The organism is Aureimonas ureilytica DSM 18598 = NBRC 106430 (assembly GCF_000382705.1).
GTDB lineage: Bacteria > Pseudomonadota > Alphaproteobacteria > Rhizobiales > Rhizobiaceae > Aureimonas > Aureimonas ureilytica.
This window is the reverse complement of the sequence record NZ_ARQE01000001.1, coordinates 686,341-711,005: the sequence shown is the minus strand read 5'-3', so window position 1 is coordinate 711,005 and position 24,665 is coordinate 686,341. Positions and strand designations below refer to the sequence as shown.

The following is a 24,665-nucleotide window of genomic DNA, read 5'->3' as shown; positions in this document are numbered from 1 at the left end:
TCCCACTGCCAACCTCGATTGAGGGATCAACCAAGCTCCGCCGGCTGACAATGACATTGGCCTGGTTGACGCCAGTGAATGCGCGGCACCAGCAATACCGCTCGGCGACGCTCAAGCTACATCCAGTTGGTGACAAAGCCTTCCCGCTGGCGGTAGAGCGCCTGTCCTGTCAATCTATGCATTTCGCGGCCATGGCAGGCAAGAGCCACAGGATAACAACGGTGAAGACTTCGCATCCGCAGGGCCGACAGCTATGGTATGAATTGTGTTTTCACGTCAGGATTGCGCGTGTTTGACGATCTGAAGCCCGGCGCGCGGTTGCGTGGTCTTGCCCCCGGCGGCGTGGCTGAGGTCGTGTCGGTTTCTCGCTTCGGGGAGGACGCGCTAAACCTCATCTTCCGCGCGGACGGAAAAGTCGGCGAGCGGCTGGTTTTTCGCGGCGAAGAAGCTGGCTTCGAGTTCGTAGAGGCGGGCCGCGCCTATGCCTTCGATGCCGATGGCGGACTGTTGCGGCTAGCGTCGGAGGCGAACCGCATTCGCCTTGCGCACCTATTCGATCCCTACCTGGCGGTCAGCGCTTCACAGATCGAGGCGCTGCCCCATCAGATCACGGCAGTCTACGCAGAGATGCTGCCTCGACAGCCGCTGCGGTTCCTCCTCGCGGACGATCCGGGCGCCGGTAAGACGGTCATGGCGGGGCTGCTTATCAAGGAGCTGATGATCCGGGGCGACCTAGAGCGCTGCCTCATTGTCGCACCTGGCAGCTTGGTGGAGCAGTGGCAGGAAGAAATGGCTGAGAAGTTTGGCCTCGGCTTCGATCTGCTGACCCGCGACCAGATTGAGAGCTCGATCACTGGCAACCCCTTCGTCGAACGCAACCGGCTCATCATGCGCCTCGACATGGCCGCGCGCTCTGACGAGCTGAAGGCCAAGCTCCAGGCCGCACCGGATTGGGACCTTATCATCTGCGACGAGGCGCACCGCATGGCAGCCTCCTACTTCGGCGGCGAGGTGAAGGAGACGCAGCGCCACAAGCTCGGCAAGCTGCTGGGCACGCGCACGCGCAACCTGCTGCTTATGTCGGCGACGCCGCACAACGGTAAGGAAGCCGACTTCCAGCTGTTTATGGGTTTGCTGGACGCCGACCGCTTTGAGGGACGCTTCCGAGAAGGCGTTCACAAGGCTGACGTCTCCGACATGATGCGGCGCCTGACGAAGGAGGAGCTCTACCGGTTCGACGGCACGCCGCTCTTCCCGGAGCGGCTGGCTTACACTGCGAGCTATGAGCTTTCGCCCGATGAGGCCTACCTATACGCGGCGGTCACGACCTACGTGCGCGAGGAGATGAACCGCGCCGACCAAGGCGGCGATGGCTCCCGCAGAAACAGCGTCGGCTTCGCACTTCAGATCCTTCAGCGACGACTCGCCTCGTCGCCGGCCGCCATCCATCGTTCTCTGGAGCGGCGGCGAAAACGGCTGGAAGAACGGCTTCGCGAGGAGCGGATGGGCCGCGGTGCGGGTCCACTGACGCACGCGCCGGCGTTGCCGACCTACGATCCCGATGATTTGGACGAGGCCACAGGCGAGGAGAACGAGGTTGCGGAGGAGGCGATCGTTGACGCGGCCACGGCCGCGCAGACGGTTGCCGAGCTCGAGGCGGAGATTGTCATCCTGCGCGATCTCGAAGAGCGAGCGCTGCGGCTGAAGCTGTCCGGCCAGGATGCCAAGTGGCGCGAGTTGGAGTCGATCCTCGACGAGCCGATGATGATGGACCCGGCGACGGGTCTGCGGCGCAAGATTCTTATCTTCACCGAACCAAAAGACACGCTGGAATACCTTCAGCAGAAGATCACCTCGCGTTTTGGCGACCCGGCGGCAGTGACGGTGATTCACGGTGGCGTTGCGCGCGAGGCGCGGCGTGCCGCAATTGCCGCCTTCAACAGTGATCCGGTAGTGCGGGTGATGATCGCCAACGATGCCGCCGGCGAAGGCGTGAACCTCCAGCGCGGCGCGCATCTAATGGTCAACTACGACCTGCCTTGGAACCCGAACCGCCTGGAGCAACGGTTCGGACGCATCCACCGCATCGGCCAGACCGAAGTTTGCCATCTGTGGAATCTATGCGCGTCCAATACGCGTGAGGGCGAGGTCTACGGTCGGCTGCTGGAGAAGCTGAAGGAGGCACGTGAGGCGCTCGGCGGGCGCGTGTTCGACGTGCTGGGCGAGCTGTTCGAGGGACACGCACTGCGCGACCTGTTGGTCGACGCCATTCGTTACGGCGACAGGCCGGAGACGAAGGCCGAGCTGTTCCGCAAAGTGGACGGCGCAGTCGACGTCGGCGCGATCGAGCAGCTCGTCGCCGAGCGCAAGCTGACCAGCGAGGGCATGGACCCGAACTCCGTCGCGGCTGTGCGCGAAGAGATGGAGCGCGCGCAGGCACGGCGGCTGCAGCCGCACTTCATTAGCAGCTTCTTTCGCGAGGCTTTCACGGTTCTTGGTGGCCGCATCGCGGAGCGTGAGAAAGGCCGCTTCGAGATCACCCGCGTCCCCTCTGTGCTCAAGGAACGCGACCGGTTGATCGGCCGCGGCGATCCGGTGCTCGATCGCTATGCGCGCGTTACCTTTGAGAAAGCGCTGATCCCGGGCCAGCCGCAGGCGGAGCTGCTGGCGCCCGGTCACCCTTTGCTTGATGCCGCGGTGGACGTGGTGTTGGAGCGGTTCGGGCCTTTGCTGGGCCAGGGCGCGGTGCTGGTGGACGACACTGACGACAGTATCGAGCCGCGGCTGTTGGTCTACCTCGAACATGCCGTGCGCGACGGACGCGTAGCGCGCTCGGGTGAACCTCGCGTGATTTCGCAGCGGCTCCAGTTCATTCACCTGAGAGCAGACGGTACAGCCGCTGACGGAGGCTCGGCACCTTACCTCGACTATCGGCCGATTACGGCGGAGGAGCGCGCTGCGGTGGCGGACGCGATAGACGCGCCTTGGCTGACGAATGGTGTCGAAGAGCGGGCGCTCGGCCACGCCATCGCCAGCCTCGTCCCGGAACACTTGGCGGAAGTGAAGCGCCGCAAGCTGGCGGAGATCGATAAGGTCGAGCGCGAGGTGCGAGCCCGGCTGACACGCGAGATCAACTACTGGGACGCGCGCGCCGCGCGGCTGCGCGAAGAAGAGCGGGCAGGCAAGGAGCAGCGGGTCAACGCCTCCAACGCCGAGGCGACTGCCCAGCGCCTGGTCGAGCGCCTGCATAAGCGGCAGGAAGAGCTCGACCGTGAGCGGCAGGTTACGGCGTTGCCGCCGGTGCTGAAAGGCGCAGCGCTGGTAATTCCCAACGGACTGCTCAGCGCCCGCACGGCGTTAGCTCCCGTGCCCGCCGGCAACTTCGTCTGCGAAGACCCGGCGGCACGGATCGTTGTCGAGCTCGCGGCGATGGAGGCGGTGATGGCACACGAGCGGGCGCTCGGTCACTCTCCCGTCGACGTATCCGCTCACAAGAAGGGCTGGGACATCGAGAGCCGCGACGGATCGGGCGGACCCCTGCGCCTCATCGAGGTCAAGGGCCGGCACGCCGACGCCCGCGACGTAATCATCACCAAGAACGAAATTTTGGCCTCGCTCAACGCGCCTGACGCCTTCCACTTGGCGCTGGTCAGCGTCGCCAACGGCTTCGCGCACCAGCCGGTCTATGTGCAGCGCTTCTTCCGGCGTGAGCTGGGCTTTGCCGAGACGGCGGTAGTTTTCAACCTCAACGATCTGCTATCGCTGGCGACAAAAGGCACAGGAGCTCATGGCGGAATCAGGGGAAACTGACGAAGAATCAGCTGCTGAACGGGTCACATTGGGGAGCTGGCGCGGACCATTGCAGGTGCATTGCGGTCACTGCGGAGAGTTCAAGCGCGCGCATTCGCTCAAGCTTCCACGCACGCTGGAGGAGGGAAAGCGCCGCTTTCACTATGTCCGTGAACCGGACATCGCCTGGTTCAGGAGAAAGCGAAGCTGCACTGCCTGCGGCACAGAGTTTCTGACTGCGGAGGTCGATGAAACGCTTATCGAAGAACTTCTTCGCCTGCGTCAACGGGAGGCGCGCCGGCGTTCTGTCGCGTACGCTAAAGTCAGCCAGGAATTTCGCGTGCGGCAGAAGTGGCTGGACACGACCGGTGACGATGTTCCGAAGGAACTCGCCGCTGAGTTGGTGCGAGGAAGTGCTTGGTGGCTTACCCATAGTTCTGGAAGGCCGGTGCGAGCCCCGCGCCATGCGGACCGCCTGCAGAAGCTCTACTGCGGTTGGAGCGTCGACTTCGGGGCAAATTGGTTTGCCGCCGGTAGAGCTTTGGCGCGCGCGCGTGACTACGCTAAATCAGTCTTCTTGCTCGCATCGGGAGGCAAGCTTCCGGTCGAACGCGAACTGAAGCTACGCCTCCGCAAAATCTCAAGCGGATGCGTGCTGAACGTCAACCGCGACTTCTACGATGACTATCCCGAGAACGGCGCGGGAGAGCTCGTCTTCGGTGCCCAAGCAATTGACGTCAACGATTGCGAGCGCGTGCTAATGCGCCTCACCGGCTTGAACGATCTCCTCATTGCGTATGCGAAAGTTAAGATTGAAGAATGACGGTCGTTCGCAAAAAGCTCATCGAAGTCTCCATTCCGCTCGAAGCGATCAATGCGGCGTCGGCGCGGGAGAAGTCGATCCGGCATGGGCATCCGTCGACACTGCACTTGTGGTGGGCGCGGCGGCCTTTGGCGGCATGCCGGGCGGTGTTGTTTGCGCAGTTGGTGGACGATCCCTCGTCATGGCCCGATCGTTTCCCCACGGAGGAAGCGCAGGATGCCGAGCGGCGACGGCTGCACAAGGTAATCGAGGCGATGTTGCCGTGGGAAGCCTCGAACAATGCGGCGATCTTGAACGCGGCGCGGTGGGAGATCGCGCGTTCGGTCGCCTGGGGCTTGGACGAGGAGCCGCCGGCGCGCGGCGACGGGCCGGCGATCCTGGACTATCTCCAGACCAAGGCGCCGCCGGTCTACGATCCGTTCTCGGGCGGCGGTTCGATCCCGCTGGAGGCACAGCGGCTGGGCCTGCGCGCCTACGGATCGGACCTGAACCCAGTGGCGGTGTTGATCGGCAAGGCACTGGTGGAGATCCCGCCCAAGTTCGCCGGCCGCCCGCCGGTCAATCCAAAGGCGCGCACCGAGGCAGCCAATGGTGAGCTCCGCGCCTGGACTGGCGCGCAGGGGCTGGCGGAGGACGTCCGTTATTACGGCCAATGGATGCGCGACGAGGCGGAGAAGCGTATCGGCCACCTCTATCCGAAGGCGACGCTTTCGGACGGCTCGAAGGCTACGGTAATCGCTTGGTTGTGGGCACGCACTGTCCGTTCACCAGACCCGGCGGCGAAAGGTGCGATGGTGCCGCTCGTGACGTCTTACATGCTGTCGACAAAAGAGGGCAGGAAAGCTTGGGTCGAGCCTGTGATCGATTCGGAGGCGCAGGATGGTTGGCGTTTCGAAGTGCGCACCGGTGCGTTGTCGCGGGACAGAGAGGCTAAGCTGAAAGAGGGCACGAAGGCGGCACGAGCTACCTTTGCTTGCGTCCTCACAGGTGCGACAATTGGTGGCGCTTACATTGATACAGAAGCTCAAGCTGGACGTTCGTCTACAAGGTTGATCGCCTTAGTAGCGGACGCGGGCCGGTCCCGCATTTACTTAGATGCTTCCGATACTCAATTGACCGCTGCGGATCTCGCAACTCTGCATGTTGCCGCCAACCGAGATGTTATGAATATTCCCCTGCAAGAATGCAGAGGAACTTTTGGTAGCAACGCACAGGGGCGGCGGTACTGTTTCCGCACTTTCGCTGACTACTTTACTGATCGACAGCTCACGGCTTTAACGACGTTCTCAGACATCGTGTCTGATGTGCGTCAACGCGCACTTGAGAACGCCATCGAGGCTGGTTTTGAAAACGGAGGTGAGTCACTTGCTGAAGGTGGTTCGGATTCAAAAGCATATGCCGATGCAGTTGCTACTTACCTTGCCTTCGCGGTAAGCAAATCGTCTACGCGATCATGCTCTCTAGCCATCTGGGAGACCGGCATGGGACGCTTGGCTGGTGCAATGGGACGCCAAGGAGTCCCAATGCAATGGTCCTTCGCGGAGACGAATCCACTTGCCGGAGCAGGTGGCGACATTGCAGGCACTGCCGTCTCGGTCGCAGAGAATCTAAGCAATCTGGGCGTCGGCGGGGTGGGCTGTATTAAGAATCTCGCAGCCCAGACCAACTCCTTTGCGGAGGAGCCAATCGTTGTCTCGACTGATCCACCCTACTACGACAACGTTAACTACTCCGACCTATCAGACTTTTTTTATGTTTGGCTTAGGCGTTCACTGACTGAGGTTTGGCCGAACTTGTTTCGTAGGCTGTTGACGCCTAAAGATGATGAGCTGATTGCCGAGACTTATCGTCACGGTGGCAGGGTCGAAGCTGAGTCCTTTTTCATGGCCGGCATGAACAAAGCTCTTGCGTCCATGCAGCGAGCCGCGTCCGATGAAGCTCCCCTCGCGATCTACTACGCTTTCAAACAGTCGGAAGCAGGTGCGGAGGGGACGGCTTCGACTGGCTGGTCTACTTTTCTTCAAGCTACGGTAGATGCTGGTCTCGTTGTGGATGGCACGTGGCCGGTGCGCACAGAAGCAACCAACGCCTTGAAGGCTAATATCAATGCGCTTGCGTCGTCAGTCGTGCTCGTTTGTCGCAAGCGCTCCTCGAATGCTGAGATTATTACACGAGCGGATTTTATCCGTATTCTCAAACGCGAGATGCCGGCCGCCATCGACGCCATCCGGAAGGCCGGCGTCGGCCCAGTCGACATGCAGCAATCTGTGATCGGACCCGGCATGGGTGTGTTCTCACGTCACGCTAAAGTGCTGGAGGACGACGACAGCGCCATGAGCGTCAAGACTGCGCTCGCACTGATCAACCGCGTTTGGGAGGAGATAGAGAACGAGCTGGACCAGGCGTTCGACGCTGAGACGCAGGTGGCGCTGGCCTGGTTCGCGACCTACGGATTCGACTCGCGCGCGAGCGGAGAGCTGATCACGCTGACCACCGCCAAGAACACCTCTGACCGGGCGCTGTTCGCCTCCGGCGTGTTCAAGGACATGAAGGGCAAGGCGGGGCTGACCCCGCGCGAGGAGTTGCGGGCCGCCTGGTCGCCGGCCGGCGACAAGTCGCTGACCACCTGGGAATGCGTGCAGCACACCGCCCGCGTCCTCAACGCTCCAGACGGCGGCAGTGAGGCGGCCGCCGCACTGTTGGCGCAGATGGGGCCGAAGGCGGAGGAGGCCCGTGCCCTGGCCTATCGCCTGTTTGAGATCGCGACGAACAAGGGCTGGGCCGCCGAGGCGCTGGTCTATAACGAGCTGGCGCAGGAATGGACGAAACTGGAGGACCGGGCGGCGACGCTCGGCCAGACCGGCCGCGTGGCTAGCCCCAGCCAAGGCGCCTTTGCCTTCGAGGAGAACAACTGATGTCGGCAGAGAAGGAGACGTTGCAGCGTGTCCAGGGTGGGCTCTACCACCTGCGCCGCGGCCTCGCGCCCTTCGTCGAGGCACGGATGAAGGCGCGGCACGGGGCGAGCTGGCTCCACTATGCCAGCCGCGCCGCCAGCGGCTCGCCGAACGCGGCGCTCGACGAGTACGGCCTTCTCAAGACAGTGATCGACAATTGGCGCGACGTGTTCGACGAAGCCTTCGCGCGCGGCGACAAACACAAGGTGCGCAACTTCGCCTCGATGGCGCTCGAAGCGCGCAATGCCACGGCGCACCTGTCGATCCCGCTCCAGGACGACGAGGCACTGCGCTACCTCGACGCGATCCACTGCCTGCTGAAGGCCGTGAAGGCGCCGTCCACCGAGGTCGCCGAGGCCAAGTCGCTCTACGACGCCCAACGCCGGTCGGGCATGGCGGGCAACGAGCCTGTCGCAGCGCCCGCATCCACGCCGGCGCCGACTGCCCGACCCATCCTAACGCTCGGCAACGAGCGACACGCAGCCGAGCCCGACGCGGGCAAGGCGCTGCGGCCCTGGATCGAGGTGGCGCTTCCCCATCCTGACGTGCTCGCCAACCGCTTCAAGGAAGCTGAGTTTGCCGCCGACCTCTTCGCCGTGGATGCCGGCCATGCCGGCGAGGACTATGCGACGCCCGAAAACTTCTTCCGCATCACCTTCCTGACCGAGGGCCTGCAGCGCATCCTCATTACCAGCCTGGAGCGCCTGTCGGGCAACGGCGGCGACCCGGTGATCGGCCTCCAGACCGCCTTCGGCGGCGGCAAGACGCATACGATGCTGGCCGTCTATCACCTCGCCAGGGCGCGAGACCTCGCGCTGTTGGAGGGCGTCGCCCCGCTCGCAGAAAAGGCCGGCATCGCGGCCTGGACGCCGCCGAAGGTCGCCGTGTTCGTCGGCACGTCGAAGGGCGCCGATACCTCTCTGATCCTGCGCGACGGGCCGAGGGTTCACACCCTCTGGGGCTACATCGCCTGGCGCATCGCCGGCCAAGCTGGGCTCGACCTGATGGCTGAGGCGGAGGCCGCCCGCACCAATCCGGGATCGGACCTCCTGGTCGAGCTGTTCAAGATTTCCGGACCCGCCCTGATCCTTCTCGATGAGCTCGTCGCCTATGCGCGCCAGCTCGGCGAGGACCGGTTCGAAGCCTTCCTGTCGTTCGTCCAGTCGCTGACCGAGGCTGCCAAGATGGCGCCGGGCGTTCTGATCATCGGCTCGCTGCCCGAGAGCGTCGCCGAGGCGGGCGGCCCGAAGGGCGAGGCGGCGCTCCTGCGGCTTGAAAAGGTGTTCGGCCGCGTGCAGTCGGCCTGGCTCCCGGCATCCGGCGACGAGACCTACGAGATCATCCGCCGCCGCCTGTTCCAGACGCTCGACGCCGAGGGCGAGAAGGCGCGGGACGAGACCGTGAAGGCGTTCGCAGACCTTTACAGGAACAACCCGGCCGAGTTCCCACCCGAGGCCAAGGAGGCCCGCTACCGGGAGCTTCTCAAGCTCTCCTATCCCATCCATCCGGAACTCTTCGACCGCCTGTCGAAGGACTGGGCGAGCCTCGAAAAGTTTCAGCGCACGCGCGGCGTCCTTCGCTTCATGGCGAATGTCGTCGGCACGCTGTGGCACGAGCAGTCGCCCAACCCGCTCATCACGCCTGCGCGCGTGCCGATCTCTCACGAGCGGGTCCGCGCCAGCGTGCTCTACCCGCTTGACCCGAACTTCAACGCCGTGGTCGACAAGGAGGTCGACGGCGACAGCTCGCTTCCCGCTCGGATGGAAGCGAATCCCTCGCGGCGCATCTCGCAGCTGCGCGCCGCGACTCGCGCTGCGCGCGCGGTCTTCGTCTGCTCGGCACCCCTCGCCGGCCGGCCCAATGCCGGCCTCACCGGACCGGGGTTGCGGCTCGCCTGCGCCGAGCCGGGCGACCAGCTCGCCATCTTCGGCGAAGCACTGCGCGAGCTCACGGAACGGGCGACCTATCTGTACGAGGAAGCGGGCCGCTACTGGTTCTCGACTCAGCCGACGCTGAACCGCCTCGCCGAGGACCGCGCCAAAGCGCTGCCCGACCACGAGGTCGAAGCGACGATTGTCGCGGTGCTACGGGAGGACGGCGGCACGCGGGCAGGCTTCGCGAAGGTATTCGCCGCGCCCGACGATCCCATCGGCATCGACGAGGCGAACGCGCTCTCGCTGGTGATCCTTGGTCCATCCACGCCGCACGCCGGCAAGGGGGTGGCCAAGTCGCTCGCGACCGACGCCGTCACCGAAACCCTGATGCGCTGCCGTTCCGGGCAGCGCCGGTTCCGCAACACCCTGCTGTTCGTTGCTGCCGATGAGGCGCTGCTGAGCACCGCCCGCGAGGTCATGCGCAAGGCGATGGCCTGGCAGAGCATCTGCGAGGACATGCGGCTACAGGATCAGCTGACGCGCGCGCAGGTCGACGACACCAAGGAGAAGGCCAAGACGAGCCGCGACGGCGCGGCCAAGGCCGTGCGCTTCGCGTGGAGTCACATCCTCTTCCCGGTGAAGACCGAGGCCACGACCGCCGGCGCGGCGTTCGACCTCGACCATCTGTCGATCGCGTCAAAGGACCGGCCCGCCATTCCGGCAGCCGTGTACGAGAAGTCGGGACCGCGCGGGGACGGCATCGCAAAGGAGAAGCTCGGTCCCGACGCGCTGGCGCTGCACCTGAAGCCGCTTTGGCCCGAGGATCGGCCGCATCTCGGAGTGAGCGAAGTCGCCGACTGGTTCGCCTCCTACGTTTACCTCCCAAAGCTGCGCGACCGTCTGGTGCTGGAAGGCGCAATCCGCGACGCGGCCGGCAAGCTCGATCCGTCGTTTGGTTATGCGGACGCGTTCGACGATGCGAGCGGCCGCTACGCGGGACTTGCATGGGCAAAGGCACCTCCCGAAATTTTTCCGACTACGGCGGTTCTGGTTCGCTCCGACGTGGCGATGGAGCAGTCACGCCCGGCCCCGACAACTACTTCTCCCGGCGACCCAACCGTCCCGATTTCGGAAGAGAACAGCGGCGGCCGAGATCAGGGTTCACCCAGCGGAGACACAGGAGAGACTTCAACCAAGCCGCGTCGTTTCTACGGCACGGTCGACATTGACATGATCCGACCGGTGAAGGCATTTGACGCGGTGCTCAACGCCGTGGTGATGGAACTGCAGCGAACGCCGCGCGCGAAGGTGAAAATCACCGTCGAGATCGAAGCGGAGGCCGACGCCGGCTTCGACGAAGCAGACATCGGCGTTGTCCGCGATAACGCGCGCCAGCTAAAATTTAGAGCCGATTCCACCGGCTTTGAATGACCATTTCTGACTTCGAATGCGTCTGTCACGATCAATTCCGCTTAGGCGGACATAGGCTTGCGATGTCTGTTTTGAGGAAGTCGTAAGGCTTGCGCTTATGACCGCGATGGGCGCAAAGCTGCCGGCTCAGCGTGCGGGATCGTGCTGCGTCAGGATCCGGAGGTAGTCGGCGGCGATTGAAGCGCGAGCAGCGGTGGTGAAGAGCGCGCGCGGATCGGAGCGCAGGAGCGGTAGCCAGCCGGCCATGTAGGCGGCGTGGTTCGGATGCGGCTCGGCGGATAGGTTCAAGCTGGCGAGGACGAAGGCAGAACCGATCTCGGCGACGAGTTCCTCAGCCGCATAGGCTTTGGTGCCGAAGCGGGTAGAAAGATCGCGGTTGAGGCGGTGCTTGGCGCCGGTCCAGTGGATGAGTTCATGGGCCAGCGTGGCGGTGTAGCCTTCGGTGGAATGAAAGCGGGCACGCGGCGGCATGCGGATCTCGTCCGGCACCGGCGCATAGGCGGCCTGATCTCCGCCGTGCCGGATGGTAGCGCCGGTGCCGGCGACGAAGGCATCGAATTCCAGGTACGAGTTGGGGACGGCGTCGAACGGTGCAGTGTCCTCGGGTTTGGTCCAGTTGTCGACCTGCGCGGCGTTGAACACCGTCGAGGCCTTGGCAACAAAGCGCCGGCCGTCGTCGCATCCTGCTTCCCCAGACGATGTGGCGCGCGTGGCTGATGGGGCGGGGATATCCTTGTAGAAGACGACGAGCGTCCCTGTCTCGCCGCGGCGGACCTGCGCGCCGAAGTCGGTCCACTGCCGATAGGTTGCCCACTGGTCGGTGGCAAAGCCGTTGAGGCGGGCGCCGCACCAGAGCGAGAGGACGTTGATGCCGCGGTAGGTGCGCTGCGTCAGGGCGTTGGTCGGCAGACCGCTGCCGGCGCTGCGGTGCCAAGGACAGATCCATGAAGCGGGATCCGCGGTATCAATTTGAGCGAGGATGGCATCAGTGACGCGGCTGTAGATGCTGGTGGTCATGGGCTGGAACTTTCCTCTTGCGGCTGATGGGCGAGGAGAGCTTCAGGGGGCGGTCGGAGAAGTTGCGGCAGGTAAAAAAGAGAGGCCAGCCCTTTCAGTTTCTCGACGAATTCAGTCGTTGCGGGCGCAGGAGGCTGCCTGTGGCGAAAGTAGGCAGATGATGCGCGTTGTGGTGCGCAGCTCGACGCCGTACTCCTCGGCGGCGCGGCGGCTGAACTTGCGGATTGCCGCCTCGCGGCTGACGAAGGTGGTCGCTGCTTCCCGGCCACAAGAGCCCGACCAGAGACCGCTGGCCTGCTTTTCGATCGTCGCGAAGAGGCGGGCGCCAAAGCCGCCGGGCCCTCCCAGAGGGCGAGCTTGCGGCCGCGCTGGCGCGACCTCCAGGAGGCGATCGGATGGCTGCTCATGAGGGGCCTCGATGGGAAAGACGGCGAGAGAAAGCGCGCCACGATGAGGTTCAGCCGCGAGGCGAAGAGGCCGATGAAGGGCTGCAGGAGGAGCGTTCTGGCGGCGCCTCCGGGGAGCCAGATGATGTCGTCCCCAGGAACATGAAGCGGGACCATGAGGCTTGGATCGGGCGGCAGCTCAGGTGGGAGCTAAGCAGGACCGAAGATGATCCTACCTGGGGACTCGCGTGGTGAGATGAAGGTGGATCGGCCCGGCTGATCCTCAGGCGGCGGCCGATGTCTCGCTCATCTGCGGGATGGTCGCGACCGGCTCGAGTTCGAGCAGCGCTTCGATCCGGCCGTAGTCACAGTAGCGGCGATGAAGCAGCCGGGCGAGCTCGGGCTCACCGGCGGTGGCGATGGCCCCGATGACGGTCTCAAGCGAGATGGCGCGGAACGGCAGGCGGCCGGTGTCCGGCTCGCGCAGCTGGCGGCGGAAGCTGTCGGCAGCGTTCTGAGCGAGGTGGTTATCCTGCGGGGCGATGAGGAGATGAAGGCCCTCGTCGTAGAGCTCGTTGCGCAGCATGGCCGCGCCGAGGCAGGTCTGGCGGAAGAGTTGCTGGACGGGGTTGGCGCGCAGGGCCGGATTACCGGGATCGACGAAGAGGCTGGAGGACTGGGCGATCTCCTCGTAGCAGCCGGAGAAGCGCGGCAGAGGCTCATGGCAGCCTTCGGTCAGCTTCACCTCGATGCCGACGAAGGCGCGCCGGCCGGCTGGGGTGTAGCCGCGCAGGAGGACATCAAAGGCGGTGCCGTCCCCAACGAAGGCCTTATGGCCACGAGCCGGCGAATGCTCGAAACGAACGTCCACCACCTTGCGGAAGAAGCCGGGCAGAAGCTGTTCGCAGACGGCGGTGGCGAGGCCAAGGTCGAGCTTCATCGGGCCGAAGAGGTTGAAACACAACGGCTGCGAGGACAGGAGGTTTTGACGAAGGCGCTCCTCCTCGATCACGGCGCCGATCTCGCGATAGATCAGCTCCTTCTCAACGAGACGGGCGATGGCGGGTGAGATGAAGTTGGCGCCCTGGCGAGCATCGGTAGCGGTAAGGCGGGATCCGAGCTTGCGGCGCCGGCCGTTGCCGTCACGATAAAGGCCGATCGGCAGCTGTCGATCCTCGCGCCAAAGGCATTGGAGGAGGCGGGCGGCGGCACGGAAGCGGGTGTCGGTGTGGACGAAGGTCCGATGCCGCTTCAGCAAGGCGTCCGGCAGGAGGGGGATCGTCGGCTGCGGGCCGAAGGCAATGGGGTCGAAGGCAGCCGCGTCCGGAGCGGTCTGCAGCCCAGCGATGGGGCGAGCGGCCTCAGGGTCGGCGGGCGCGGGGCGGCTCGGACCGAGGATGAAGAAGGGCTCGCGCGGCTGGGCGGGTGGTGCCGGGGCGGGAGACGGGGGCGAGGACGGCGGCGGGGGTGCGGAGGGCACCTGTGCCGGATCGGACGGGCGGTCGGTCTCGGTTAGGGCGCCAGTGGCCTGCGGCGTCGACGAAGCGGCGGGGGTGGCGGCGGCGGGATGGATCGGCCTGTTGGGGGAAGCCATGAGAACGTCCTTTCGATCGAACCGCGACGGTGGTGCGGTCGGGACGGTCTTCACGGATGGCGTCGCGAACTTTCCCTGGACTGCGACCGGCCCTGAATCGCGACCGACGCTGCCTCGCAACCCGCGCTGGATCGCGACTGGATCGTGATGGACAAGACGGACGGGACGGGCTCAAGGGACGGGCTCAAGGGGTAGGGTCCGAAGCGGCTTGGCGGATCGGGCGGGAGAGGCCTCCGGCTCGAGCCGGAGAGAGGGAAGCGGAGGTAAGGGGGAAGGGAGAAGAGGGAAAGGAAGGGAGAGAGGGAAACAGGCATTCCATCCAGATCCCCCATGCCTTGTTATAGCCCCCTCGCCAGCGGTTTTGCAGCCTCTTGAAAGGCAGAAGGGGGAGCGTTTTCGCCAATCTCCGACCAACCGCCTGCTGCACGCCCCGCAAGCCGATCGACACCGAGGCGAGGCCGAGCCGATCCGACGATCGGGGCGGTCGCGCCTTGAAGGCCGGACGCCGCCGAACGAACCGCAACGCCCGTCGACCTCGTTGCGGTCGTCAGACGGGCTCCGGAACCACGTCGCCGAAGGCCACGCCCCGACGCTTCAGCGTCTTGCGCACGGTTTCGGGCGTCCAAAGGCGGCCCGTCGGGGTTCGCACGGCCTTGTTGTTCAGCGCCTCGCTGATGGCCTGATAATCGCCTGGCGCGCCGCGATGAAGCGCGGCGAGCGCGAGAAGCTCCTCCAACGCCGCCTGGCGAAAGCCCTGGGTCTTGCGCTTGTGACGCTCGCGCGACTTCTCGAAGTGCTCGACGGGATCGAAGCGACACCCGTCGATAGTGATGGGATCGGGAGACAAGCCGACCGGCGCCATCTCGTACTTCTGGAGATAGGCGTTGAGATGCGGGTGCCGGCGCCAATGGAAGGCTTCGGCGAAGTCGACGTAAACAAGGCTGGCTTGCCTTGCGCCGCAGAGCGCCCTGGCCTCCTCGAGCGCGCCGATCACCGCCTGCGTGCCCCGATCCGGGCTCACCTCGATGAAGACGATCTCCTTGACGAGGCGCCCGCTGGTATCGGCTACGAAGCGGCGCACGCGGTGAAGCTGATAACGGATCGTCCGGCTCCTCGCGGCCGCGGCCTCGGCGTCCGGCGGCAGCCGCCGAAAGCCTGCCCAGTTGATGGGCAGGGTCCAATAGAAGCCGACATAGTCGTCCATCCCCGCAAGCTCCTAGTTCCAGTCCCGTCCTGTTGCGCGGGCCCGTCCCGGACAATTCCGGCAGCCCCCTGATGCGCCCGCGGCCCGAGGCTAGGACGGGTCCCAGGCAAAGGCCAGACGCGCAAGGGCAACCGGGCCCTTGCGGTCTTCGGGACGCAGAGACCTTGAGATGACCGACACCACACCCGGCGACTGGGACGTCGATCGCCCTGAAAGCGCATCGCCTCCCGCTTCCGCCGAACAGCCCCCTCGGCCCCTGCCCTCGCTCGATCCGATCCCTTGTCCGACCGCGCCGACGGAACCGGCCGAACCGACAAAAGCAGAAGAAGGATCAAGCGTCGCGGCCGATGGCCAACCGGGCTCGTGCGCTCTCAATGCAGGCGCGGTCGACCTCGAGGACTGGAACACGCCCGAGCCCGCAGCCAAAGACGCCGATTTGGCAGAGGGCGAGGATGCGAGCGTCCTCGACCCGGTTCAGATCGTGCACGACTTCCTGGCCAAGCGCGGTGTCGAGATCCTGTTCGACGGCTCGCTGCGCCTCGTCGCCGCGACCACCATGGCCCTGACTCCCGCCGACATCGCCGCCGTTCTCGACCGGGACGACGTCGACCATCTCTGGTTGCTCGACGAGATCCTGCTTGAGCTGCGCGGGAAGGGCATCCGTATGCCCAAGGGCGACATGGAGCGCGCCCTGCGCAAGGTGACGCGGCAGAGCCAGGGCCGACGCCGGCGCCTCATCGCCGAAGCGATCCTGGAGCCCTTGTCGCAGGAGGGCAGGAGCGAGGCCGGTGCCGATTGGACGCGCCTTGCGCAAGGGATCTTCGACGCGCAGCCCGAGGTCGCCGCCGCCTGCCTTCAGCACTTCATCTGGCAGGTCAAGCAGAAGCTTCTCGGCCGTCCGGTGAAGCACCACCTCATGCCAGTGGTGTTCAGCCGCGCGCAGGGCAGCGGAAAGACGACCTTCGTCAGCCGCTTCCTGTCGCCGTTGCGCGAGCTCGCCACCAGCCCCGTGCTGCTGTCGGATTTCGCCGATCCGCGCAGCGGCGACGTTTACCGCTTCCCGGCCGTGTTTATCGACGACGTGGAGAAGGTGCCGGCGCCTTTGGTGCCGGTTCTCAAAAGCGTCATCACGGGAGAGTCGCTGCGTCGCCGCAAGATCGGATCCTCGATGAGCTACGCCCTGCGCCAAAGGGCGACGCTGATCGGCACAGCCAACAACCGCATCGAGGAACTCGTGGCCGACGATACGGGCAACCGGCGCTTCGTCACCCTGCCTTTCCGCAACGGGGAGGCCGGCAAGAACGGCGATCCGCTGGTCTGGCCGATCGTGATGGGCACCGACTACGGGCGCTTGTGGCGCTTCGTCGACGCCTTCGCCCCGAGCCCGATCGAGGCGCAGCTTGGAGCCCTGTTCGCCCTGCAGCGCCGTGAACGCCCACAGACCAGCGTCGAGGTCTGGCTTGCCGCCCTCGATGTCGCGTCCGAAGCCGTTGCCCGCATCACGACGAAGGAGGGTGTGCGCGCCACGCCGCTGTGGAACCTGTTTCTCGAGCAGACCGGTGCCTCGATCAGCCAAACGAAGTTCGGCGGGGAGATGGCCCTTCACGCCGCCGATCCCACGATGCCCTTCACCGCCAAGGTCCACCGGGTCACGGGCACCTTCTACCCACTGCGCATCAAGACCGATCCCGCGCCGCACCACTAGATCCCGACAGAAAGAGCTCCTTCGCGCCCTCGACCGCGAGGATCCCCGGCCCGCCTGACGCCGGTCTCACAAGGGTCATCAAACGCATCAAACCCATCAGGGGCATCAGCCCCCTCAAAGACTTCAGCCTGATCACACTCGCCCCGTCGCGCGCCCGCGTCGGCCAACCTCCCCCGCCGATCCCCCTGAAGGTCCGATACTCATGCAGAACGAAGCCCTCACGCTGAAATACCGCCCCGCTTGCTTCGAAGAGGTCGTCGGCCAGGCAAGCGCCGTCGTCTACCTCTCGTCCCTGATCCGGAGAAACAAGACCGCGCGCTCGGTGGCGCTTGCCGGGTGTCCAGGCATCGGCAAGACCACACTTGCGCGGATCTATGCCAAGGCTCTGCAGTGCGAGGCGCCGACCAGCGGGGGCTCCCCCTGCAACGCCTGCGATACCTGCATTGCCTTCGATCGCGGGCACACGGACTATTATGAGCTGAACGGCGGTACCCATGGCGGGATCGACGCGATCCGCCGAATCGTCGAGATCTGCCGGGGCATGCCGCTGCGGGCCGACTGGCGAGTGATCGTCATCGACGAGGCGCAGGGCCTGTCGCGCCAGGCTTTCGATGCCCTTCTGAAGACGCTCGAGGAGCCGCCGACGCAGACGGTGTTCGTTCTGGCGACGACCGAGCGCCACAGGATCCGCGGCGCGATCCAATCGCGCTGCACCGTGCTCGACCTCGACCTCATCGACGACGAGACGGCCAAGGCCTACCTTGCCCATCTCTGCCGAAAGGAGGGCTTCGGCTTCGAGGACGCCGCGCTGGCCACCATCGTCGCGGTCTCGAAAGGCCAGCTTCGCGACCTCGTGAAGAACCTCGAGCAGGTCGGCGAGTTCGATCCCACGATCAGCCTCGACGTCACCCTGTCCGTTCTCGGCGTGGCGCACGGGCCGATCGTGGTGGGTTTTCTCGACGCCGTCTTCGTCGGCGATCTACGCCAGCAGGAGGCGTTCCTACACCTGTGGCCCGTCGGTGCAGAAACGAAGTTCGATGCCCTTCTGGCCGCTCTTCTCCAGATCCACGATCTGGAATTCGCCGATCCGCCGCTCGAAAGGCTGGCCGATCCCGCCTTCGTGACGATCGAGGCGACCGCGTGGCGCCGCCTCGCCGACGCGATCCGCGACCGAGCGGCCCGCCATGCGCTTCATCCGGTGGCGGTGTGGCAGGAGATGACCGACCTGTGCATGAACTGGAGAAGCGGCAGCGAGCTGGGCTTGCGCAACGCCGCCCTGCGCCTCACGCAGATGGTCAACGCCCCGCCTCCCGTCCGCTCTGCCGAGCCTGCGCCCGGCCCGATCGCCCGTGCCGAGCCCACGCCCCACCTCGGCGACCCTTCGCGTCCGGCCTTCATCGTTCCCCAGGTCACGCCGGTCATCATCGACGGCGTGACGCGCGACGATGTTCTCGATCTCGAGCTTCAGGCCGAAAGCGATCCTGCAAGGCATGAGGACGCGAGCGGCCAATATCTTTCGGTCGCCATGGCGCAGGCCGTGTTCGAGGCGGCGTCGTTTCTGATGCAGGAGCATGGGCTCGCCTTTAACGCCCGCCTTAGCGTGGCCCATGACGGCTTTCGGCAGTTCGACCCGGGTAGCGCCGCGGCGTTTCGCGCCCACCTCCTGTCGGAGCTGCGCGAGCGTCTGGAGCATTGGACCGCCGGTCGCCTCGACGGCCGCTGTCTGTCGATCGCGGTTCTGGAGCGCGGCTTCGGCGCAGCGGACGGGCTCGTCACCAACATCGCCGCCCACGTGCCGATCGCCCTGCGCGATCACCTCAAGGAGTGGCTTCTGTTCGAGTTCCTGCCGCGCTTCGAGACACCGGCGCGCAGCCTGTTCTTCGACGCGCGCGCGCCGCGGGACGTGCAAGCCGAGACGAACGAGCATTGGGGCCATGTTCGCTGGCTGTGCCGGGGGCTGAACCCGCGCATCCTCGCTCTGGACGGCCCGGACCCGGCAAGGGCGGGATATCGTTGCCTTGCCGATCTTCTCGGTACGATGAGGGGGCAGCGTCGCCCTGCCGGCGACATCGGCGAGGCCGAGCGCATCGTCGTTTCGCCCGAGATCGGCCCGGCAGCCTGGAGCGTGGCCGTGGCCGAGCGGCTGGCGCCCTTGTCCGCCTTTGCGGATCGCGCCTGGTCCTTCATCGACCGGGGCTGGGAGCGCGACGAGCATCAGCACCGCTGCCGGTTGCGGGCCTTCAACGCGGCCGACATTCTCGACAGCTTGAGCTTTCACGAACCTGATCCGCTCGAGGCTGCCTATCGCGTGCAGCGTCGGGCGGAACTCATGGAGAGCCAGCGACCGCTTGATCCGCGCCGGCGCAGCCGCAGCTGGTCCGGCTGGTGGGCGGAAGCGCGCCCCAATTACATCGCGGTGCCTTCAACGCAGCCGGCGTTCTCCAAGTGCTCAGCCTGATGGAGCCAAGATCGATCAAGGAAGCCTATCCGAGAACCATCTACGATGATCAAGAGCCCTAATCGCAACGGTGATCCTCCGCCTTCCTGGCCTCCGAGGCGCCGACCTCGTGAGAGGCCGCGCCCAGACGGCACCTCAGAGATACAGCCCCTCGACGCAGCGTCGGTCGCCGTCCGACAACTCGCTGTTCTGTCCCGACGAGAAGCCGTTCTTAGTCCAGCGCAGAGGGATGGGATAGAGCATCACGGATCGCGGATTGAACGTCGGATCACCCGCGCAGGCGTAATTCTGCGTCAGCCGGTCGAGGATGTTGACCTTGGTCTTGGCGGGAGACCAGCCCTGCGCCGCCATGTCGGCGATGACGGCATCCTCGTCCCAGACGATGGGGGCGTTGGGATGTCGATGCTCGTGGCCCAGACCCAACGCGTGCCCGCATTCGTGCAGGCAGACCCGCTTGTTCAGGGTTTCGATGTTCATGGTCTTCTCCAGGGCATTGATCCCCAGGTTCTGCCGGCCGACGTAGGACCAGTTGCCACCGGGCCCGAAGGACACGCGGATCTGGGACAGATGCACCGGCACGTCGAAGCGGAACTTCACCTTGTCCTTCAGGCTGCCGGTCGTCCAATCAACGACGGTCGACCTGAAGAACTGGCGCTGATTGCTGCTGCCGTTGAGAAAATGGACGCCGAGCGTCAGGACTCCTGTATTGGGTGTCAAGCCGTCGTGCTTTCTCCAGCGGTTGCCGAAGAGGGCGACGCCGAAGGGGGTGAACTTGTACTCATCCCTGGCCCGGTCCAGCAGGGCGTTCTCCTCGGGCGTCGCGGCGCTGAACCCTGAGATGTCGCCGACCCGATCGACGCCTTCGATCGTACTGCAAAGGAACTCGGCTTCGGGGTCCTCGACCTCGGCCGCCTGCGGCTCGGCGGTCTGAGGCGCGGCCGCGGTGCCGGCCGCGCCCGCGTCCTGCGCTTTCACTCGGCCCGTGGAGCTGGCCGCCAGCGAAAGCGCGCCAAGACCCAGCAGGCACCGACGATTCATCTGACACATTTGGGACCTCCCTCGCTTACAACAGTCGGGTCTGCAACCAGCTGCGATAGGCATCCAGTCTCAAATTGATGCCGTCGCTGCAGTTGACGCCGCTTCCTCCGGACGTGACGGCGACGATCGCCAAGGTCGCGCCTCTCGGGCTCGTCCCCTCGAGAAGGGTCGGACCGCCGGAGTCGCCGCGGCAGGTGTTTTCCTGCACGTTTGCCCCGAAGTAGATCTTCCGGTTGGTGACGTTATCGATCGGAATCTCCGCTTGGCGCTTGATGCCCGGCGCGAACAGACTGAAGTGGCCATTCGATTCGGTGATGCCGTTGAACCCGAACCCGACCATCAGGACCCTCTTTCCCGACGCGATGATGTCCTTCCAGGGCGGCGAGCCTTCGTAGAGCGGCGTCGGATCGACCGGAGGCACCTCATCGAGATAGGCGACAGCCAGATCGTCCTCATAATTGTTGGGATCAAAGACGAAGCCGTCAGCCTGGCTGTCGGGCAGCTCCGCCTTCACGATCTTGAAGACGAGCGTGGCGCTTCGGAACGTGTCGCCGATCCTGAAGTCGAGAGCGCCCTGCTCGATCTCGCTGTTCAGGCCGAACATGCAGTGAGCGGCGGTGATGATCGTCTTGGGCGCGACGAGCGTTCCTGTGCAATGGATCTCACCTCGAAGGCCGATGCTCCCGACAGACCGATAGCCCTGGGTCTGTTCGCCGTTGATCATGAAGGGGGAGAGGCCCTTCGCCATCGCCGCTGCAGACGAAAGGACGGGGGCTCTCTCGGCCGAAATGTCGATGAAGTTCTCGATTCTCTGGGCGGTGTTGCAGCAGCCCCCCTTATCGCTGCCGTTGAGCGCGGCCGTGATGAGAATCGTCACGGCCGGCGAGAACGGCTCGACATAGACGACCTCCTCTTCGGCGGTCATCTGGCGGGTCGTCGCGCCGGACGACTGGATGGAGATCGAGACGCCCTCGGCCGTTCCGGTCCGCCTGATACGGATCAGGCTCTGAAGGCTCTAAAGGCTCTCGGACGGCTTCACGGTCACGAGCGCCGTCGACTTCGCCTGCGTTGCGCCCGACGTATCGTGCCCTTCGACCACCACGCACTTGCGGGCCACGCATCCCCCGCAGGTGCGGTAGTGTCCACCCTGCGCATAGCCGTCCGCGGAGAACAGCAGCTTCACCGAGTTCGGGCCGGAGGGAAGGCGCTTGCCTTGCGCGAAGGAGCGCGCCGCGCTCTGCCGCCCGTAGCTCGTGCATTCGCTCTCTTCTGCGCCGCTCGCCTCGGCGACCGCGGCCGCAAACTCGTCGGTCCTGGAGATCGACGGCGGGCCGTCTCCAGCCGTCGACGTGGCGAAATTGTTGATGGTGACGTCGATGGCGAAATTCGCGTCTTGAGCCCCCGCAGGCGCGACGAACAGCGCCAGAAGGGCGAGCAACAACATGCGCAGCCTGGTTTTCAAGGCGCCCCCCTACGTCATTTCGGCGGCGTTAACTAGCATTACAAAGTAAATATCTGAGCGTGTCAATGCGCCATCGGACCCAACTTTCGCGAGGCCGCTTCGACCGGCGCGCTGGGTACGCCAACTTCTATTGATAAGATCTTTCAACACGCAGTTGCTTGGGGGTCAAGGAGGCGCGCTTCTCTCAATCGTGCATAAAGATGGAAGTATGCTCTACTGAAGCATCTCGTGGAACGCTGCGGTAGTTATCCCCTTCTACCGTCAGAGATTGCGCTTGCTGGTCAGCATAAGCCTCCCATTGTCTTATGGCTCGAATTTCGGAGCGGCCGCATCTAGGCGGTGGATGGCATCGCGCTCCTCCTCGGTACATCCCGGACGCAGACGATGGGGCACGACGATGCCATGCAGCTGCGCGCGCAGGTCGTCCCATCGATCGTGCAGCACTCGCCAGTGATGAGCGTCGTAGGTGCCCTCGAAGATGACTGGGCGAACCTCGATCCGCGGAAGGACCCGCGCGCCCGACCGGTGGGCGGCTACGAGTTCGCGCGCCCAATGGCTGCCGACGCGGTCGACGCGGCCCACCTGCTGCTCGACGACGCCAGGATTCCATTCTGGATGGAGGAGGATCACGACTCGGCAGGCTTGGTGGAGGTTCAGGCCCTCCCGCCCCACGACGGACTGCGCGACGAGGACACGCGGATTGCTTTCTCGGCGGTTGAAGGCGAGCTGGAGCGTGCGGCGCGTGGGCAGCGGCGTCGCGCCGTTCATCAGGCGGGCGTAGCGGCCTCGCTCGAACTTGTACTCGTCCCCCAGACGCCCCGCGAGGGTCCGCCAGAGCGCACCCGCCTCGACCGGGTCGAGCGCGCCGTCCCCGTCTGCGTCGCCCTCACCGCGCTCTCGCAGTGCGGAGACAAGCTGAAGGAAAGCTTCCGCGACGGGTTCAGGCTCAAGGTCCAAGGGGCCGGGCACCGATGCCGCCGCTTCGGGACCTGCCCGCTGGCCGTGGCGGACTAGCTGGTCGACGGCCGCGGCGAGGAGGGCGCGATCCTCGTCGCGTCCGGTCTTCGCCGCTTCGGCGAGAAGCCGGGCGTCATGCTCAGCTTCCGGCAGGCCACGCAGGATGAGGTCGAAAAGGGCGCTCCGCAAAGCTTCGCGCCGCCGCTCGATCTCCTCGTACTGCCCAGCGAGAAGACCGTCGATCTGCGCCTCATCGAAGAAGCTGGCGCGCTTCAGCTGCCTGTGTGCGGCCGCGGCCGCGTGGTGCTTGCCCTCTTCGATCTTGCGCTGCGGCCAGAGCGTTCCAGAATCGAGCGCGCGCAGCATGGCGCGGGCGTTCAGGAGGTCCGTGAGAGCACGCATCGGCCCGGTGAAGCGGCCGAAGACGAGAACCTTCTCGTCTGCGGCGTCATAGGCTTCGATCGCCCCGACCGCGGCGAGGATCGCCGGATGCTCGTAGAGGGCGTCCTCGGCGCGTGCCGTCTTGTCGATCACACTCTGCCACCAAGCGGCGCGCGCAAGGCGCTTGCGGTCCGCCGGTGAGAGCGCATCCTCAGCCGGCTCGGGCGCGTCCTCGGGGACCGGATCGCCCGGCTGCAGCGCTTTGTCCTCCGCCGTCTCGGCCGAGGCGTCGAGCTGCGTCGCGATCCCGTGGCCGTTGCCAAAGGTGAGCCGCAGGCGCTTGGAGGCTGGATCGTCATGCCCGCGGGCGACGAAAGAAAGCGACTCGGCCGCGCAGACCGCTCTGCGCCAGCCGAGTTCGAGACGGGTCGGGTCCACCGCGATGTCGTGCTGCCAGCGATAGGCGTCGGGATCGCCGCCCGCCGCGAACGAGGCCTCGCGGAACAGGGCGACGGCGGGGTCGCCGCCCTTGCCGCGGCGCAGGACGTAGGGCTGCAGCGCCGCTTCGAAATCCCGCGCCGCCTCGATGTAGCTCTCCCGTGTCGTCTCACTGCCACGCCAGCCGAGGCGCACCCGCCGCGCCGCCGTGTCGTAGCGCTCCACTGCGGCGCGCACGCGCATGCGATCCTCCACGCCGATCCCGATGCGGTAAAGCGCCTGGTCCCAGTCGCTCGCGGCCAGCTCCACGGGCGTCGCCGTGAGGCAGAGGCGCCTTGCCGCCTCGGTCGTCAGGAGGGTCTGGCCGAGCAGCCTGCCGAGGCCTGTGCCCTCGCCGCGGCTCTTGTGCGCCTCGTCGATGACGACGAGGTCGAAGGCGCCGAGCCCGAGGCCGACCGCCGTCTGGAGCAGGCGGCGCGAGGCGCCGTCCCGCTCGTAGCTCGTGCCCTGGTTGGCGTCCCGCCAGTCGGTCTCGCTGCCGAGCGTCTCGAAGCACCGGCGTGTTGCGGCGTCGGTCGAGCGCTCGCAGTGCTGCGCGATCGAGCGGGCGGCGGTCCAGGCTCGCAGGTCGGCCTCCTGCTCTTTCGTCTTGAAGCCGCGGGGAGGCCGGCCGTCCCTCGCCTGCTGTGCAAGGCCGGCAAGGAGTGGTAGGATCTCGAAGCGCCGACGCGGCGTCGTCGCACCCATGCGCCAAGTGACGAAGCCGTGCGAGACCAGGAGCACGCTCCGGTCGAACCATGGCTTTCCTGGCCGGCCCTCGACGGACCAAGCCGAGAGAAAGCCGCCGAGGCTCCGCACCACGTCTGGCACGTCCGGCACGCCGCCCAAGCGCAACTCCTCCTGCCATTGGAAGCCAAGCGTTGGCGGGACCAGGATGGCGACGCGGCCGCCCGCTTCCACCACCGCGCGGGCGAGCGCCACGGCGATGCGTGTCTTGCCCATGCCGACCTCGTCGGCGATCACCATGCCGTGCTGCGGTAGGCGCTCCGCCAGGACGCGCAAGCTAGCCCGCTGGCCCTCGTTCAGGTAGGGGCCCGCCTCCGTCGCGGCGGCCTGGAGGATGTCGCCGACGCGCTGCCAGTCCATGAAGCTCA

13 protein-coding genes are annotated in these 24,665 nt (G+C 65.6%); 6 read left to right on the top strand and 7 right to left on the bottom strand.

Annotated elements, in window-relative coordinates; genetic code table 11:
• Positions 1-258: 258 nt before the first annotated feature.
• The 4 genes from B146_RS0103335 to B146_RS0103320 are packed head-to-tail and all read left to right on the top strand — an operon-like array spanning position 259 to position 10,871.
• Complete coding sequence (locus B146_RS0103335) at positions 259-3,810, top strand: protein NO VEIN domain-containing protein (RefSeq protein ID WP_019995000.1); 3,552 nt, start codon at positions 259-261, stop codon at positions 3,808-3,810.
• Positions 3,788-4,612 carry a hypothetical protein gene (locus B146_RS28880; protein ID WP_155897336.1) on the top strand — a complete coding sequence of 275 codons (825 nt, stop codon included), beginning with the start codon at positions 3,788-3,790 and terminating at the stop codon, positions 4,610-4,612. The genes B146_RS0103335 and B146_RS28880 overlap by 23 nt, the downstream gene beginning before the upstream one ends.
• Positions 4,609-7,527, top strand: a complete 2,919-nt coding sequence (locus B146_RS0103325; RefSeq protein WP_019994998.1) for a DUF1156 domain-containing protein — start codon at positions 4,609-4,611, stop codon at positions 7,525-7,527. Before B146_RS28880 ends, B146_RS0103325 begins: the two co-directional genes overlap by 4 nt.
• Entirely contained in the window at positions 7,527-10,871 is a 3,345-nt protein-coding gene (locus B146_RS0103320) for a DUF499 domain-containing protein (RefSeq protein WP_019994997.1), read from the top strand. Before B146_RS0103325 ends, B146_RS0103320 begins: the two co-directional genes overlap by 1 nt.
• A 126-nt stretch (positions 10,872-10,997) precedes the next feature.
• Here B146_RS0103320 and B146_RS0103315 read toward each other — a convergent pair whose 3' ends face one another.
• The 3 genes from B146_RS0103315 to B146_RS0103300 form a co-directional block, all read right to left on the bottom strand.
• Positions 10,998-11,888 carry an ArdC family protein gene (locus tag B146_RS0103315; protein ID WP_019994996.1) on the bottom strand — a complete coding sequence of 297 codons (891 nt, stop codon included), beginning with the start codon at positions 11,886-11,888 and terminating at the stop codon, positions 10,998-11,000.
• Positions 11,889-12,557: 669 nt separating this feature from the next.
• Entirely contained in the window at positions 12,558-13,868 is a 1,311-nt protein-coding gene (locus B146_RS24915) for a PGN_0703 family putative restriction endonuclease (protein WP_155897334.1), read from the bottom strand.
• A gap of 547 nt (positions 13,869-14,415) precedes the next feature.
• Positions 14,416-15,072 carry a hypothetical protein gene (locus B146_RS0103300; protein WP_019994993.1) on the bottom strand — a complete coding sequence of 219 codons (657 nt, stop codon included), beginning with the start codon at positions 15,070-15,072 and terminating at the stop codon, positions 14,416-14,418.
• Positions 15,073-15,508: 436 nt separating this feature from the next.
• On the opposite strand from B146_RS0103300, the gene B146_RS0103295 reads away from it, so the two are divergent.
• Positions 15,509-16,777 (top strand): primase-helicase family protein, encoded by a 1,269-nt coding sequence (locus B146_RS0103295; protein ID WP_019994992.1) that lies wholly within the window; start codon positions 15,509-15,511, stop codon positions 16,775-16,777.
• 202 nt (positions 16,778-16,979) lie between these two features.
• Entirely contained in the window at positions 16,980-19,235 is a 2,256-nt protein-coding gene (locus B146_RS27535) for an AAA family ATPase (protein ID WP_019994991.1), read from the top strand.
• Between the two features lie 135 nt (positions 19,236-19,370).
• Here B146_RS27535 and B146_RS27530 read toward each other — a convergent pair whose 3' ends face one another.
• From B146_RS27530 to B146_RS24900, 4 genes are all read right to left on the bottom strand, one after another.
• On the bottom strand, positions 19,371-20,282 hold the full coding sequence (locus B146_RS27530) for a M12 family metallopeptidase (protein WP_019994990.1): 912 nt from the start codon (positions 20,280-20,282) through the stop codon (positions 19,371-19,373).
• Between the two features lie 16 nt (positions 20,283-20,298).
• Complete coding sequence (locus B146_RS0103280; RefSeq protein WP_019994989.1) at positions 20,299-21,198, bottom strand: S1 family peptidase; 900 nt, start codon at positions 21,196-21,198, stop codon at positions 20,299-20,301.
• Between the two features lie 90 nt (positions 21,199-21,288).
• The gene (locus B146_RS0103275) at positions 21,289-21,735 is read right to left on the bottom strand and encodes a hypothetical protein (protein ID WP_155897333.1); all 447 of its coding nucleotides are present in this window, start codon (positions 21,733-21,735) and stop codon (positions 21,289-21,291) included.
• 303 nt (positions 21,736-22,038) lie between these two features.
• Positions 22,039-24,657 carry a helicase-related protein gene (locus B146_RS24900; RefSeq protein WP_155897332.1) on the bottom strand — a complete coding sequence of 873 codons (2,619 nt, stop codon included), beginning with the start codon at positions 24,655-24,657 and terminating at the stop codon, positions 22,039-22,041.
• Positions 24,658-24,665: the final 8 nt, after the last annotated feature.